Source organism: Halomonas sp. BC1, assembly GCF_002078135.1.
GTDB lineage: Bacteria > Pseudomonadota > Gammaproteobacteria > Pseudomonadales > Halomonadaceae > Vreelandella > Vreelandella stevensii.
In genome coordinates this window covers 70,204-82,778 of the sequence record NZ_LFGS01000015.1, presented here as the reverse complement: position 1 = coordinate 82,778, position 12,575 = coordinate 70,204, and the positions used below count along the sequence as shown (strand labels likewise).

Genomic DNA, 12,575 nt, shown 5'->3' with positions numbered 1-12,575 from the left:
GCACTGTACAAAACGTCAGCAAAGGCATCCTGGGGATGCCGCGCTATCCTTCCCCGGCCTAAAAGGCCGAGGTTTGACGCGCAATTTGATCATGCTCTTGGGCGTGTCATTCAACGTGGCTTCAGCACCCCCAAGACTGACAGTGACGCGTCCGGCTTTCTGGAAAGCAGTACTGGCGATACCTCGACGAATCTTTTCGGCGAGCCTGGTGGCCTGCTGCAGCGAGGTTTCAGGGGCCAGGAAGCGGAAAGTAACGCTATTCAGGCCGCCCTCGCCACCCACAAGCGATACAGCGCGGGCGTGAAGAAGAACGACACCAGGGTGGCGAGCAACAGCCCAAACCCGACGGTTTGCGCGAAGGGGGGCCATAGCCCCCCAGCCGCCAACATGAGCGGGATCAACCCGGCAAAGGTGGTGATGGTGGTCGATACGATGTGCCGACTGGTCGGGCCGCTGATCACCGCCAGCATGGCCGACAGGTCACCCTGGCGAGCGGCCGGGTCGTCATCCAGGGCAGCCATCAGGATGATGGCCGCGTTGATAGCCACCCCCACCAACCCCATGATGCCCACGATGATCACGAAGCCAAACGCGTGGCCGCTCAGCAACAGGGCCACGATTCCCATGCCGGTGGCCTGGGCCCCGGCAATGAACACGATGGCCGCGCGACGGAAGGAGTTGAAGGCCAGCACCACGGTGGCCACCATGGCGATCACCAGCAAGACTACCGAGGCCAGCAGCTGGCCCACCGCCTCGTCACGCTCGGCAGCTTCACCGCCGGTCTCGATACGGTACCCGGGGGGCAGCACCAACGTACCATCCGCCTGGGCGGCCTGCAGTTTGGCATCCAGCTGTGCCATGGACACCGCTGGCAGCGCATCGGCCACGAGGAAGCCTTGCACCAGCTGCACACGTTCGGCATTTCGCCGGGTAATCACGCTCCAGGCAGGCGTCAGGGCGGTATCGGCAACGGCTGCCAGGGGCAGCCCCTCACTGGCCTGGTCGCTGATCAGACGCAGCGCCGCCAGCTGCTGGGCATCGCTGCGCCACTCCGCCGCGTAGCGTACCCGCACGGGAAGCTGCTGCGTGTCTTCCAGCACCTGGCCTGCGGGCTGGCCGGAGAGCGCTGCGCTGACCTGATCGGCCAGGTTTTGATACGTCAGCCCCACATCCCCCAGGGCCGCCTGATCTACTTGCAGCGTCAGCCTGGGCAAGTCGCGCTGCATCCCGGCACGGACGTGGGTCACCTGAGGCAACGGGTGCATCAACCCGGCCAGCTCCTGTCCCAGCTGCGACAGCACCTCCAGGTCATTTCCATACACCCGCAGCTCGATGGGTGCCTTGAACGGCGGGCCTTGTTCATATTTTCGCACCACGATCTGGGCCTGGGGAAAGTGCTGGTCGAGCGCCTGCTGCAGGCCCGGCACTTCGCGGTTGGTCACGTCCAGCGACGTGGTATCCACGATCAGGTGAACGAACGCCGGGTTATTGTCCTCCTGGGTCATCACGTTGTAGTACATCATTGGCGCGCTTTCGCCGATGAAGGCCGATACTCATACGACGCCGGGAACCTCGCGAACCTGGTGCTCCACCTCCTGGGCCAGCGCCTGGGCATTGGCCATGCTGCTGGCCGCCGGTAGCCTCACCTCGATATGGAACTGGTCGCGGTCGGCGGGCGGGAAAAACGCCACGTCGAGGGTCGGCATCAGCGCCATCCCGCCAAGCGGCACACACAGGGTCATCACCATGGCGGCGACCGGGTGGCGCAGCGCGCTGGCGACCGTCCCGCGAAAGGCACGTTTGATGGCATTGTCACGGGGCACACGGGCGCTATCGGCCACTTTGGCCAGCAGCAGCGGCAAGAGCGCCGGCACCAGCAGCAGCGACACCAGATACGAACTGACCAGCGCGACCATGACGGCCATGGCCAGCGGCCCCACGAACTCCCCGGCAGGGCCGGGCATGAGCACGATGGGCATGAAGGCCAGAATGGTGGTCAGCGTACTGGCCAGCAGCGGCACGGCAAGGTGACGCAGCGTATCGCGGGTGGCCGCCAGCACCGAGTCACCCTTCAGGAAGCGCTCGCGCAGGGCGCTGGTCATGACAATGGCGTTATCCACCATCAGCCCCAGCGCCACGATAATACCGGTGATGCTCATCTGGTGAATTTCCATGCCCAGCGGGCGGAAGAACGCCAGGGTCAGCAACGCCGTGGCCGGGATGGCCAGCCCGACGGTCAGCGCCGAGCGCCAGCCCATGCTGAGAAACAGGATGGCCACCACCAGAACCAGCCCCATCAGCAGGCTCAGCGCCACATCACCGAGTCGTTGCTGGGCGCGCTCGACCCAGGCGTCGATACGCTGGCCGGGCGCCATGCGTGCGCCAATGAAGACGGCTCGCTCACCGTTCAACAGTGCGACGGCCGCAGGCGGGTCCTGGACACCACGGCGCAGCTCGGCGATTTCGCCCAGCCGGACACTCTGCCCCTGGCGGGTCGTAATGCTCACGTCACGCAGGCGGTCCAGTGCATCGAACTCGCCGCTCATGCCCACGGTGAGGCGGTTTTGCTGGGTGATGACCTGCCCCGCCGTGCGGCGCCCGTCGCTGGCGTCAATGGCCGATGCCAACTGGCCCACCGAAAGCCCCAGCGCATTAAGCTCCAGCGGGTCCACCAGCACGTCGATCTGCTCGCCAGCCACGCCAAACCGATGGGTATATTCGGTGCCTGCCACGCGACGAAACTGGTCTTCCAGCCGCTCGGCGTAACGCTCCATCAGTTGGGCGTTGGGGGGGCGTATCCTGTGTCCAGCGCAGCGCGGCCACGAGGCTGAAGGCGTAGCCACGATCATCCAGCAGCTCGGGAGTTTGTACTCCGCTGGGCAGGGAGGGGGCGATATCGCTGAGCTTGTCGCGCACCCGGCTCCATATCGGCACCACCTGGGTGACGCTATCCTCCAACTCCAGGCTGATCACCGCGATGCCCGGCCGCGAGGTCGACTCCAGCACCTTGATTTCGGCAATGGTGCGCAGCTCGTCTTCGATGGGGCGCGCCACCAGCGCCTCGATCTGCTCGGGCGTGGCGCCCGGAAACGGCGCCAGTACGGTCGCCATGCGCGCCACCAGGTGGGGGTCTTCTGCACGGGGCAGGGTATTGATCGCCGAGAGGCCCGCCACCACCAGCAGACCCAGTGTCAGCGCCAGCAAGCGCCGGTTGAACAGCCATTCAATGCGCGGCATGGGCAATGCCTCTGGCTAACGTCACCTGCTGGCCGGGCACGATACGGTGAGCCCCCTGGGTGATCAGCTGCATGCCCGGCAGCAGCGTGCCGCGCACGAAAGCGCGGTCGCCTTCGGTATGCAGCAGCTCGACGCTGGCGGTGGCGACGCGGTAACGCTCGTCTTCCAGCGGTTCGGCAATCAGGACGTTCCACAGGCCTCGGTCGCTAGCAGCAGGGCCGACAGCGGCACCCAGTACCCTTCGGCGGGCTCGGCCAGCGTATAGGTCAGCGTCGCCAAATCGCCGGGCACCACGTTCTCGGGGTTCGCCAGTGCCACGACCAGCGTTTGCGTCCGGCTGTCGTTGTCCACCTGGGCCAGCCGGGCGCGCACGTCACCTTCGAAGGCTTGACCATGCACCGTGATCGTCACCGTGTCCCCCGCCGCCAGGGTGCCCGCCAGCCTGGCGGGCAGGCCAATGTGCGCCTCCAACTGGCGGGTATCGACGAGATCGAAGGCCGCCGTGCCGCTACTGACCAGGCTGCCCACGTCCACCTGCCGAGCCACGATTTGCCCCGCAAACGGCGCCGTCAGCGTGCTGTCCGCCAGATCCGCCGACAGGCTTTCCTGTTCGGCGGCCAGAGCCGCCAGCCGCGCCTGCTGACTGAGACGCTCGGTTCTCGCCTGGTCCAAGGCCGTGCGGCTGGCGAAGTTGCTCTGATTCAGCTGCGACTCGCGCTCTTCCTGGCGCTGGGCCAGCGCCAGCGCTGCACGCGCCTCTTCGCTGCGCGCCGCCACTTCGGCCAGGCGGCTTTCCAGGCGGCGGGTGTCCAGGCGAGCCAGCACCTCGCCCTGTTCCACTCGGTCACCGCGATCGACGCGGATGTCGATGACCCGCCCGGCAGGTTCGAAGGCCAGTGACACCGACTGGCGCGCCACTACTCGCCCGGTCAGCTTCACCTCGCGGCGCATTTCAGTGGCCAGCTGCAGGGGCTGGGTAGCCACCTGGAGCAAGGCGTTGTCGGCCCCTTGCTGGCGCAGCTGCTGGGCGCTGGTGTGTTGACTGGTGAGCACGACGACCACGGCGGCGGTGGCGCCCACGGTCAGCAGGGCCGCCAGCACGCTGCCCAGCCAATATCGCCTTGTTTTAGTGTGCCTGCCCAGGTGGTGCGTACCCAAGTTGTGCGTGCCCATGCTGGCCTCGACGGGTATATTATTGAACGTTGGCGTTCAACTATAATATGTGTACGGCAACGTTCAATAATTATTTTTCACTTTTTTCAACCCATGGATGAATGGCATGACCAGTGCTTCTCCCCCCTCTCCGGCTGGCCAGAAACGCAGCGCGGGCCGCCCCAAGGACTTGGCCAAACGCGATGCCATGCTGGATGCCGCCGCCTGCCTGTTTCTGCGCAACGGCCCGGATGCCGTCACCATGGAAGCCGTGGCCAAGGAAGCCGGGGTCTCCAAAGTGACGGTATACGGGCACTTCGATACGAAAGAAGCACTGTTCGGCAGCGTCATTCGTCGGGAAACCGCGTCGATTCGCCAGGGGCTGGAGCAATTGCCGGACACCCATGATGGCGTGCGCCAGTCGTTGATTCAGGTGGGCATCAGCATGGTGCGGTTTCTGATGGAACCCCACGTGTTGGCCGTGGAGCGGGTCATGAGCAATCAGGGCGAGCAGCACCCCAGGCTGCTGCAGGCCTTTTTCGAAGCAGGCCCCTGGGCCATGAGCCAATGGCTTCAGGAAAAGCTGGAGGGCCTGGCCAGCGCAGGGCACCTTTCGCTGCCAGCCCCTTCCCAGGCCGCCGACCAGCTATGCAGCATGTGGCAGGGAATGCTGATCAAGGAAGTCCGCATGGGGGTTCGCCTGCCGCCCTCGGAGGATGAGCTGAAGCGGCAGATCACCGGGGCAGTGGACGTGTTTCTGGCCGCCTATGGCAAGCGGTGAGACTCGCCATAGGCGGGGTCAGCGCTGCTCCAGCACACCGATGACTTCAGGAATCGACAGCTGCTGGTCCGGCACCGAGCGGTATAGTGCGTGCACGGCGCCAGCCATGTCGCCAGTCACGCCCAGCTCGTGGGTCATGGTGTGGTAGTAGCCCAGGTCCTTGCTGGCGTTGGCGACCGAAAACCGAAAGCCGGAGGGGTCGTCGTGGGCGATGTAGGGGCGCAGGCGCTCCAGCACCACGCCGCCACCGCCACCCGCGCCCAGCACCTCCAGCAGGGCATCGGCGCTGATGCCTGCCTTGCGCGATGCTGCCGTGGCTTCCGCCAGCACCGCCGAGAAGCCCAGCGAGACGAAGTTGTGCAGCAGCTTCAGCGTGTGGCCCGCCCCGACGTCACCGGCATGGGCGATGTTTTCGGCGAAGGCTGCCAGTAACGGCCGCAGCTCCTCGAACAGCGGCGTGGGCGCGCCGACGATCAGGTTGAGACGCCCTTCGGCCGCCTCCTTGGGCGTGCGCGTCATGGCGGCATCCATGAAACGCCCGCCTGCCGCCGTGACACGGGCCGCCACCTGGGCCGTCGAGCTGGGCAAGGCGGTGGAGCAGTCCACCACCACGCTGCCGGGGCGCAGCCCGTCCAGCACTCCGTCGGGTTCGAACAGGACGGCCTCCACCTGCGGTGAGCCGGTCACACACAGAATGACGATGTCGGCCTGCTGGGCAACCTCCCGCCCACTGGCCAGCGGCACGGCCCCTGCCGCCACCAAGTCCTCCACGGGCTGGTTGCCCGCGTGCTCCAGAAAACACAGCGAATGCCCCGCGCGCAGCAAGCTGCTGGCAATGCCGTGGCCCATCAAGCCAACGCCGACAAGCCCTACCCGATAAACGGTCGTCATAGTGCTCTCCTGGTTGATAGCGCTCAATGTTTGATGGCCACGGTCTTGATGCGGGTATAACTGCGCAGCCCTTCGAAGCCTTTTTCACGCCCGTGGCCCGAGCGCCCGACCCCGCCAAACGGCAGCTCGACACCGCCTGCCGCGCCATAGTTATTGATGAAGACCTGGCCGCTGCGAATGCCCTTGGCCAGGCGCAGCTGGCGCCCTCCGTCACGGGTCCATACCCCGGCACACAGGCCAAAGTCGGTGGCGTTGGCCAGCGCCAAGGCCTGCGCCTCGTCATCGAACACCTGTACCACCAGCACCGGCCCAAACAGCTCCTCACGCAGTACGTCATGGCCCTCCGGAATGTTCGTCAGCACCCGTGGCAGCACAAAATGTCCGCCTGCAGGCGCACTCGGCGCCAACTGCCCCTGCCCCGCCACCTGAATGCCATCGGCTTCGGCGGCGGCCAGGCGGGCTTCCAGCTTGAGTTTTTGGCGCTCGTTGATCAGCGGGCCGCAGTCGGCATCGGCTTCCCCCGCATCGCAGCGCAGTTCGGCAAAACGCTGGGCGAGGGCCGTGACGACCTGATCGGCGATCTCACGCTGCACCAGCAGTCGGCTACCCGCCGAGCACGTTTGCCCGGCATTCTGCACTATGCCCCGCACTACGGCGGGCAGCGCGGCTTCCAGGTCGGCATCGGCAAACACCAGCTGCGGCGACTTGCCACCCAGCTCCAGGGTAATCGGGACATGGTGCTGGGCGGCGAACTGCGCCACACGGGTGCCGGTTTCAGGTGATCCGGTAAACGAGAGGTGGTCGATCCAGGGGTGCGATGCCAGCGCAGCACCCGCTTCCACGCCCAGCCCCGGCACCACGTTCAGAGCGCCTTCGGGCAGCCCATGGTTCACCGCGAGCGCCGCCAGGCGCATGACGCTCAGGCAGGCATCTTCGGCAGGTTTGAGTACCACCGTGTTACCCGCCGCCAGCGCTGCGGCGACACAGCGCCCAAAGATCTGGGCCGGGTAGTTCCAGGGAATGATCTGGGCGCAGACACCGTAGGGCTCGCGCAGCGTCATTACGGCAAAGTCCGTCTCAAAGGGGATCGTCTCGCCGTGCAGCTTGTCGGCGGCGCCGCCATAAAAGCGGAAATAGCGGGCACAGGCGGCAATGTCTCCCTTGGCCTGCGTCATGGGCTTGCCGGTATCCGCACACTCCAGCGCTGCCAGCTGCTCATGCTGTGACTCGATCACCTCGGCGAAGCGCAGCAGCCATTCACCGCGCTGGCGCGCCGACCAGCGTGCCCACTCCCCAAGCTCCCCGGCGAAGGCCTTGCGGGCCGCCTGCACGGCGGCATCTACCTCTTCGGCCTGGCACCGGGCGATGCGGGTCAACGGTTCCCCCGTGGCGGGGGCATCTACTTGCAGGGTCTGCGCGGTATCGACCCACTCTCCTCCAATCAGCGCCTGCTGCGACAGCAGACCGATGGTATGCGACATCAGGAGCTCCTTTTATTGTCATTGTGGTCATTACGGTTAACACAGACGGCTCTTTGATCCCGAACGTTTTTTAACCCCGCACGTTTTTAACCTCATACGTCTTTTAACCATAGAAGAGATTGACCAGTCCCATGGAAATCCATGGCATGTAGGTAATCGCCATCAGACATGCCAGCACCACCAGCACGAAACGCACCAGCCACGGCAGCATCTGATCGATAGAGATTTTGGCCACGGCGCAGGCGGCAAACAGGTTGACGCCCAACGGCGGGGTGATCATGCCCAGCGCCAGGTTGACCACCATGACCAAGCCAAAGTGTACGGGGTGGATGCCGAACTGCATGGCGATGGGGGTCAGGATGGGCGCCAGCACCAGGATGGCCGCCGAAGTTTCGATGAACATGCCGACGATCAGCAGCAGCGCGTTGACCACCAGCAAGAACATCATCGGGCTTTCAATGGTGTTGGTCACCAGCGTGGCAATTTGCGCGGGCAACCCGGTACGGCTCAATAAAAAGCTGAAGAGCGCGGCAGCGGCAATGATCAACATGACGGCCGCCGTGGAGATCACGCTTTGGCGCAGGATAGGCCCCAGGTCCGCCAACTTTAATTCACGGTAGTAGAACGCACCCACGATGAGGGCAAAAAACACCGCCACCGCCGAGGCCTCCGTGGGCGTAAACACCCCGCCGTAGATACCGCCAATTACGACCACCGGCATCAGCAGCGCCACCCAGGCACGCTTCAGCGACGTCATGAAACCCGTGCTGTCCTTGTAATCGTCCTTGCCGTAGCCACGCACTTTGCAGAACAGGTAGAGGAAGATGATCAACGCCATGCCAATCAAGATGCCTGGCCCAATGCCTGCCAGGAACAGCTGCCCGATGGAGGTATCGGTACTTACGCCGTACAGAATCAGCGGAATGGAGGGGGGAATCAGCACGCCCAGCTCCGCCGATGACGCTTGAATGGAAGCGGCCAGCGGTTTGGGATAGCCATGCTTGACCATCGCCGGAATCAGGATGGCCCCAATGGCAAAAGTGGTGGCCACGCTGGAGCCCGACACCGCCGCAAACATCATGCAGGTCAGTACGCAGGACATGGCCAGACCGCCTTGCACCCGCCCGACGATGGATTTGGCCAGGTCCACCAGCCGCTGGGAAATGCCCCCGGCGGCCATCAAGTTACCCGCCAGGATAAAAAACGGAATCGCCATCAGCGGGAATTTGTCGATCCCGATGAACATCTGCTGCGGCACCAGCAACAGCGGCAGCCGGGTGAAGAACTCGATGCCGATGATCGAGGCCAGCACGATGGAGATCGCAATGGGCACGCCGAAGGTGAAGAGAATAATCAGCGACAGGCCAATCACCATGTTCATAGGGGCGTCCCTTTGTTGGTCTGTTCAGCGTTGGTCTGTTCAGCGTTCGGCTGTTCGGCGGGTTGCAGCATGGCAACTTCCGGCAGCACCTCACTGTTTTCCGGCCCCACGGGCTCACGTCCACTGAGCTGCGCGGCCAGCCTGGCCACTACCGAGATCATGGCGAAGGTCGCACCGGTCGGGATCGCGGCGTAGGCCCAGGACATGGAGATGTTCATGCCCGACATCACCTGGTTGCTGACTCGCAAGGTCATGAGGATACCGTAATAGCACATCACCCCCAGGACCAGCAGGCAGCAGGCGACGATGGCTACTTCTAGCAACATCAGTCCTCGGCGCGGCAGCCATTTATAGATCACTTCTACCGCCATCATGTAACCACCTCTGAAGGTGGCCGCTGCGGCCATGAACACGCACCAGATCATGGAGGCGCGGGACGCCACTTCCGTCCAGGTGGAAGGCGCATTGAACACGAACCGGGTCAACACCTGATAGAAGCTCAGCGTGACCGAGATCACCAGCATCAGCACCGCCACCATCAGGGCCAGCCGGGTTAACTGATGCTCGATACGGAGCAAGACCGATAGCATAAAGGATCACCCTGCTTGAATGGCCTCTAGCACTGCCAGAGGCCGACGTTGAGAAAGCTCTAGGAGAACGTTCCAGAAGAAAGCGCGTCGATAAACTGCTCAGCAGCTGCCCGCTTTTTCACGGATGCGTTCGAGCATCTCGCTACCGTACTGCGACGTGAAGATCTCGTAGGCGGGCTCTACGGCCGCCTGGAAAGGTGCCGGGTCGATATCGGTTTTCACCTGCATGCCATTGGCTTCCAGCAGCGCTACCCCTTCACGCTCCAGGCGCGAGACCTCTTCACGGGTGGCGTCCACCGATGCCGCTGCTGCCTGCATGAACCAGTCACGCTCTTCATCGCTCAAGCCATCCAGCAGGATCGGCGATCCCAGCACGATGGCCGGGGAGTAGACGTGTCCGGTCAGGGAGAGGTAGTCCTGCACTTCCCAGAAATTGGTGGCCACGATGACGGTGATCGGGTTTTCCTGGCCGTCGACGGTGCCCTGCTGCAGCGCCGTGAAGAGTTCAGGGAAGGCCATGGGAGTGGGCCGTGCGCCCAACTGCCGGAAAGCTTCCTGGTGCACCGTGTTTTCCATGGTGCGTACCCGCAAGCCACTGGCATCCTCGGGGCTGGCGACTTCACGCTGGCTATTGGTGAGATGGCGGAAACCGTTCTCCGACCAGGCCATGCCCACCAGGTCATGGTCGCTCATCTTCTCGAGCAGCTCGTCTCCGATCTCGCTATCCAGCACGCAGCGGGCCTGGTCGTAGTTTTCGAACAGGAACGGCAGGTCCAGCACGTAGGTTTCGGGGACGAAGTTACCCAGCGGGCCGCTGGAGGTGATCACCACATCCACGGTGCCGATCTGCAGGCCTTCGATCATTTCACGCTCACCGCCGAGGGAGCCGGAGGCGTGTTCGGTGACGGTAAAGGCACCGTCGGATAAACGTTCGAGTGTCTCCTTGAACGCCTTGGCGCCCACCGAGTAGTGGGAGGTAGAAGAGAGCGTATGCCCCAGGCTGATATCGGTGGCGGCCTGGGCGTGCAGGGCGATGCTGGCGGTGGCCACGGCACTCATAGCGGTCACGAGAGCATGTCGGGTGAAGCGCTTGGTCATGATGTATCCCTCTTGGTGTTGTTGTGAGGGTGGGTGTTTCAAGAAGGCGCAGGGCCTTCCTATGGGTTACCTGCCTTGCCAGGCAGATGGAAAAGCAGCCACATCAGGCGCGTTCATGGTGCTGCTCGGCCATGAAGCGTTCGATGATCTGAGTGAAGTCGTCGTCACCGACAAAACCGAGCTGGCGCGCCTTGGCGGTTTCGAAGCGTGGGGGCCAACTGGCCACAATCGCTTCGATACGCGGGTCGGGCGCATGCTGAACGAGCGAGAGCGCGTCTTCGCCTGCGGCGCTGCGCAGGGCATCGAGCATCTCGGCCACGCTCACCGTGATGCCGGGCAGCATGAAGGCACGGAACGGTGCCAGCGCTGTGCTGGGCACCTGGGCGCCATGCACCAGCGCGTCGACCACCTTGCCCGGCGACATCACGAACATCTCAAGGGTGGTGGGCACCGGGCAAATGGCCGTTTCGCCATTGAGCGGCTCCCGCAAGATGCTGGAGGCAAAGCTGGAGGCTGCCGCATTGGGGCGGCCAGGGCGAATCACGATGGTGGGCAGGCGCAGCACCAGGCCATCGATCTCGCCACGACGGCTGTAGTCATTGATGAGCAGCTCGCACATGGCCTTTTGGGCACCGTAGGAGTTCTGCGGGTGCAAGGCCGTCATGTCATCGAGCACGTCCGGCAGCGCCCCGCCGTAGGCCGCCACGGAGCTGGCCATGATCAAGCGCGTTGCGTGCAGGCCGCGCAGGCGGCAGCCTTCCAGCAAGGCACGGGTGGCATCGAAGTTGACCCGCATGCCCAGCTCCAGATCGGCTTCGGCGGCGGAGCTCACCACGGCCGCCAGGTGGTAGATCACGTCAGGGCGCTGATCCAGCACGTCGTCGAGGGCCTGGGGCTGGGTAATGTCCACGGCGCGCGAGGACACGGTGATGCTTCCTGCATCGGGCGCGGGGGCTTCTACCTGATCGATCAGCGTGAGCTGGGTGATCGGCTGCTGGCGAAGCTCGCCCCGCTGGATCAGCTGATGGGTAAGACGCTGACCTAGAAAACCCGCTGCGCCGGTGATGGCAATATGCATGATGTGATTCCTGATATGGCGTTGTTATTGTTGGCGTTCGAAGAGCTCAGCGTGGGGTCAACCCCCAGGGTGCTCCCCACCACAACCCCGCTCGGGTGGCCGCCTGGGGGCGGTATTCACAGCCAACCCAGCCGCGATACCCCAGCGCGCTCAAGCGTTCGAAAATGGCGGGGTAGTGCACCTCGCCCACATTGGGCTCGTGACGATCAGGCACCCCGGCAATCTGGACATGGCCAATGGCGCTGAACTGGCGTTCGAGATGGCGAATCAGGTCGCCTTCCATGATTTGGCAGTGGTAAAGGTCGAACTGCAGCTTGAGATTCTTGGCACCGACCTCTTCCAGTACCGCCATAGCCTGGGCCTGGCGAGAGAGAAAAAAGCCCGGCATGTCACGCGTATTGATCGGCTCGATGAGAATGTCGCGGCCCACTTTGGCCGCCTCGTTCGCCGCAAAACGCAGATTGCGGATATACGTGGCGTGGTGCTCTGTCTGGGTCGCGGCATCGGCATTGTCCGGTAACAGCCCCGCCATGGCATGAACCCGCGGGCAGCCGAGCGCCTCGGCGTAGCTCAGCGCCGCCGTGACCGAATCGCGAAACTCGGCTTCCCGGCCCGGCAGGCTGGCCAAGCCGCGCTCACCGGCGTCCCAATTGCCTGGCGGCATATTGAACAGCACCTGCTCCAACTGGGCATCCTTGAGCGCGTGCTGCACATCACGCGCGGCAAACGCATAGGGGAATAGATACTCGACCCCTTTGAAACCCGACTCGGCGGCAGCAGCAAAGCGGTCGAGAAAGGCGTGTTCGTTGAACAGCATGCTGAGGTTGGCGGCTAATCGAATCATGGCGTGCTCTTGTTGTTATCCAGTACCTGGTGAAAGGGGTCC

Annotated in this window: 12 protein-coding genes; 1 reads left to right on the top strand and 11 read right to left on the bottom strand. The window is 63.9% G+C overall.

What is annotated here, in order from left to right; all coding sequences use genetic code 11:
- Positions 1-260: 260 nt before the first annotated feature.
- From B7L72_RS18950 to B7L72_RS11730, 4 genes are all read right to left on the bottom strand, one after another.
- Positions 261-1,523, bottom strand: coding sequence for an efflux RND transporter permease subunit (locus B7L72_RS18950; protein ID WP_254893809.1), 1,263 nt, complete (start codon positions 1,521-1,523; stop codon positions 261-263).
- A 30-nt stretch (positions 1,524-1,553) separates the two neighbouring features.
- A complete protein-coding gene (locus tag B7L72_RS18945; RefSeq protein ID WP_254893818.1) occupies positions 1,554-2,732 on the bottom strand; it encodes an efflux RND transporter permease subunit in 1,179 nt (392 codons plus the stop codon).
- Positions 2,653-3,237 carry an efflux RND transporter permease subunit gene (locus B7L72_RS18940; RefSeq protein ID WP_254893808.1) on the bottom strand — a complete coding sequence of 195 codons (585 nt, stop codon included), beginning with the start codon at positions 3,235-3,237 and terminating at the stop codon, positions 2,653-2,655. The genes B7L72_RS18945 and B7L72_RS18940 overlap by 80 nt, the downstream gene beginning before the upstream one ends.
- A 180-nt stretch (positions 3,238-3,417) precedes the next feature.
- Positions 3,418-4,410: an efflux RND transporter periplasmic adaptor subunit gene (locus B7L72_RS11730; RefSeq protein WP_254893807.1), complete on the bottom strand. Its 993-nt coding sequence runs from the start codon at positions 4,408-4,410 to the stop codon at positions 3,418-3,420.
- A 106-nt stretch (positions 4,411-4,516) separates the two neighbouring features.
- Here B7L72_RS11730 and B7L72_RS11725 point away from each other — a divergent pair, with 106 nt between their 5' ends.
- Positions 4,517-5,170, top strand: a complete 654-nt coding sequence (locus B7L72_RS11725) for a TetR/AcrR family transcriptional regulator (RefSeq protein WP_081194518.1) — start codon at positions 4,517-4,519, stop codon at positions 5,168-5,170.
- 18 nt (positions 5,171-5,188) lie between these two features.
- Here B7L72_RS11725 and B7L72_RS11720 read toward each other — a convergent pair whose 3' ends face one another.
- The 7 genes from B7L72_RS11720 to otnI form a co-directional block, all read right to left on the bottom strand.
- Positions 5,189-6,061 carry an NAD(P)-dependent oxidoreductase gene (locus tag B7L72_RS11720; RefSeq protein WP_081194516.1) on the bottom strand — a complete coding sequence of 291 codons (873 nt, stop codon included), beginning with the start codon at positions 6,059-6,061 and terminating at the stop codon, positions 5,189-5,191.
- A 23-nt stretch (positions 6,062-6,084) separates the two neighbouring features.
- Positions 6,085-7,542 (bottom strand): aldehyde dehydrogenase family protein, encoded by a 1,458-nt coding sequence (locus B7L72_RS11715; RefSeq protein ID WP_081194514.1) that lies wholly within the window; start codon positions 7,540-7,542, stop codon positions 6,085-6,087.
- Positions 7,543-7,645: 103 nt separating this feature from the next.
- Entirely contained in the window at positions 7,646-8,923 is a 1,278-nt protein-coding gene (locus B7L72_RS11710) for a TRAP transporter large permease (RefSeq protein WP_081194512.1), read from the bottom strand.
- A complete protein-coding gene (locus B7L72_RS11705) occupies positions 8,920-9,513 on the bottom strand; it encodes a TRAP transporter small permease (RefSeq protein WP_081194510.1) in 594 nt (197 codons plus the stop codon). Before B7L72_RS11705 ends, B7L72_RS11710 begins: the two co-directional genes overlap by 4 nt.
- A gap of 99 nt (positions 9,514-9,612) precedes the next feature.
- Entirely contained in the window at positions 9,613-10,611 is a 999-nt protein-coding gene (locus B7L72_RS11700) for a TRAP transporter substrate-binding protein (protein WP_081194508.1), read from the bottom strand.
- A 103-nt stretch (positions 10,612-10,714) separates the two neighbouring features.
- The gene (gene denD / locus B7L72_RS11695) at positions 10,715-11,689 is read right to left on the bottom strand and encodes a D-erythronate dehydrogenase (protein WP_081194506.1); all 975 of its coding nucleotides are present in this window, start codon (positions 11,687-11,689) and stop codon (positions 10,715-10,717) included.
- Between the two features lie 46 nt (positions 11,690-11,735).
- Positions 11,736-12,533, bottom strand: a complete 798-nt coding sequence (gene otnI, locus B7L72_RS11690; RefSeq protein ID WP_081194504.1) for a 2-oxo-tetronate isomerase — start codon at positions 12,531-12,533, stop codon at positions 11,736-11,738.
- Positions 12,534-12,575 lie beyond the last annotated feature (42 nt).

Coding starts and splice junctions, on each gene's coding strand:
- B7L72_RS18950 (WP_254893809.1), bottom strand. CDS start 1,523: ATGATGTACTACAACGTGATGACCCAGGAGGACAATAACCCGGCGTTC.
- B7L72_RS18940 (WP_254893808.1), bottom strand. CDS start 3,237: ATGCCGCGCATTGAATGGCTGTTCAACCGGCGCTTGCTGGCGCTGACA.
- B7L72_RS11730 (WP_254893807.1), bottom strand. CDS start 4,410: ATGGGCACGCACAACTTGGGTACGCACCACCTGGGCAGGCACACTAAA.
- B7L72_RS11725 (WP_081194518.1), top strand. CDS start 4,517: ATGACCAGTGCTTCTCCCCCCTCTCCGGCTGGCCAGAAACGCAGCGCG.
- B7L72_RS11720 (WP_081194516.1), bottom strand. CDS start 6,061: ATGACGACCGTTTATCGGGTAGGGCTTGTCGGCGTTGGCTTGATGGGC.
- B7L72_RS11715 (WP_081194514.1), bottom strand. CDS start 7,542: ATGTCGCATACCATCGGTCTGCTGTCGCAGCAGGCGCTGATTGGAGGA.
- B7L72_RS11710 (WP_081194512.1), bottom strand. CDS start 8,923: ATGAACATGGTGATTGGCCTGTCGCTGATTATTCTCTTCACCTTCGGC.
- B7L72_RS11705 (WP_081194510.1), bottom strand. CDS start 9,513: ATGCTATCGGTCTTGCTCCGTATCGAGCATCAGTTAACCCGGCTGGCC.
- B7L72_RS11700 (WP_081194508.1), bottom strand. CDS start 10,611: ATGACCAAGCGCTTCACCCGACATGCTCTCGTGACCGCTATGAGTGCC.
- denD (WP_081194506.1), bottom strand. CDS start 11,689: ATGCATATTGCCATCACCGGCGCAGCGGGTTTTCTAGGTCAGCGTCTT.
- otnI (WP_081194504.1), bottom strand. CDS start 12,533: ATGATTCGATTAGCCGCCAACCTCAGCATGCTGTTCAACGAACACGCC.